Source organism: Rhodoferax sp. RT5P35, assembly GCF_056521385.1.
The window spans coordinates 1-1,339 of the sequence record NZ_JBWMAX010000161.1; the positions used below are offsets into that span (position 1 = coordinate 1).

Here is a 1,339-nt window from a genome sequence, read left to right on the forward strand (position 1 = left end):
GCCTGGAATTCACTTTGCGCGCCGTTGCCGATCAGCGCCATGCTGCGGCTATTGGTGCGGGCCAGGGCGCGGGCGGCCACCACCGGCAGGGGCAGGTTGACGTAGTCGTCGTTAAATACTTCAAAGCTGTAGTCGCCCCGGTAGCCCAGGCGGTCGAGCTTGAGCACCAGGTCCACCATCTGCTCGCTGTGCACGCCTTCGCCGGGGAACACGCGGTAGGTGCGCGCGGTGGTCATGCGCTCTTCAAAGGTCTTGGTTTCCTGCCACATGAAGTCGGCCAGTTGCACCAAAAATATCTTGCTCGGATCCAGGTAGTCGATCTCGTCCAGCGAGGTCTTGGCGGCCACGATGTGGTAGCCGTCGATGCCCAGGCCCAGGTTGGGGCAGTCGGCGCGGCAGACCACGTCCCAGGCGGTGGTGAACTCGTTCACCGTGCGGCCCCACGACAGGCCCTCGTAGGCGATGCGGATGCCCAGCGGCACGGCCAGCATGGCCAGCTTGCGCAGGTCGCGGGCGATGTGGTCCAGGTCCTGGGTGGCGTGCGGCGAGGTGGACGAGCAGGCCAGCAGCACTTTGCAGTCCAGCGCGGCACACATTTGCAGCATGGCCTTGGCGATGTCGATCTTGTACTCGTGCAGGTGGCCGCTGAGGCCCTCGAAGTCGCGCAGCACCTGAAAGCCGGTGCCGCGCAGCCCGCTGGCCTTGACCTCGGCCACCGCCGCCTCCATGCCGTCCGGGTGGCCGACGATGTCGTTGGCCTTGAGCATCACCTGGGTAAAGCCCGCATCCACCATGGCCTTGAGCTTGGCTTTCAAGGGCCCGGCCAGGGTGATGGTGTCCATGCCGAAGCCTTGGATGGCGTGGTCTTTCATACGGCTTTCTCGCTGTGCACGAGTTCGAAGACGACGGAGCCCAGGTAGGTCTTGGTGATCGCACCGCGGCTCTCGGTGTGGGTGGCCTGCGTCTCCACAAACTCCACGCCCAGCGCGCGCAAGGCCTTCACCGCCGCCAGCACGTCGGGTACGCCCAGGCCGATGCGCTGCAGGCGCTCGTCGGTGTCGATCACGTTCAGTTCGGGCTCGATGAGTTGCAACATGAAGCTGTTGGCGGCTTCCAGGGCCGGGCTGCGCAGCAGGGTGCCCTTGGGCATGATGCCGAAGCGCTCCTCGTCGGGGATCAGGGCCATGCCAAACAGGGCGTTGTAGAACTCGATCCAGTCGTAGCTGCGCTCCGGGCCGATGTACTGCACCACGCCGAAGAAGTGCAGGCCGGTGGTGGCCTCGGGCTTCTGGTTGACCGAGGGGATCGGGATGAAATCCACGTCGTAGATGGAGAAGTC

The 1,339-nt window shown here is 64.9% G+C and carries 2 protein-coding genes; both read right to left on the reverse strand.

Translation table 11 applies throughout. The features are described from left to right. Positions 1 to 872 (reverse strand): sugar phosphate isomerase/epimerase family protein (locus tag AC097L_RS24595; RefSeq protein WP_479589341.1); only part of this gene is annotated, 872 nt, incomplete at its 3' end. Then, positions 869 to 1,339 (reverse strand): VOC family protein (locus AC097L_RS24600; RefSeq protein WP_479589342.1); only part of this gene is annotated, 471 nt, incomplete at its 5' end. The genes AC097L_RS24600 and AC097L_RS24595, both read right to left, overlap by 4 nt.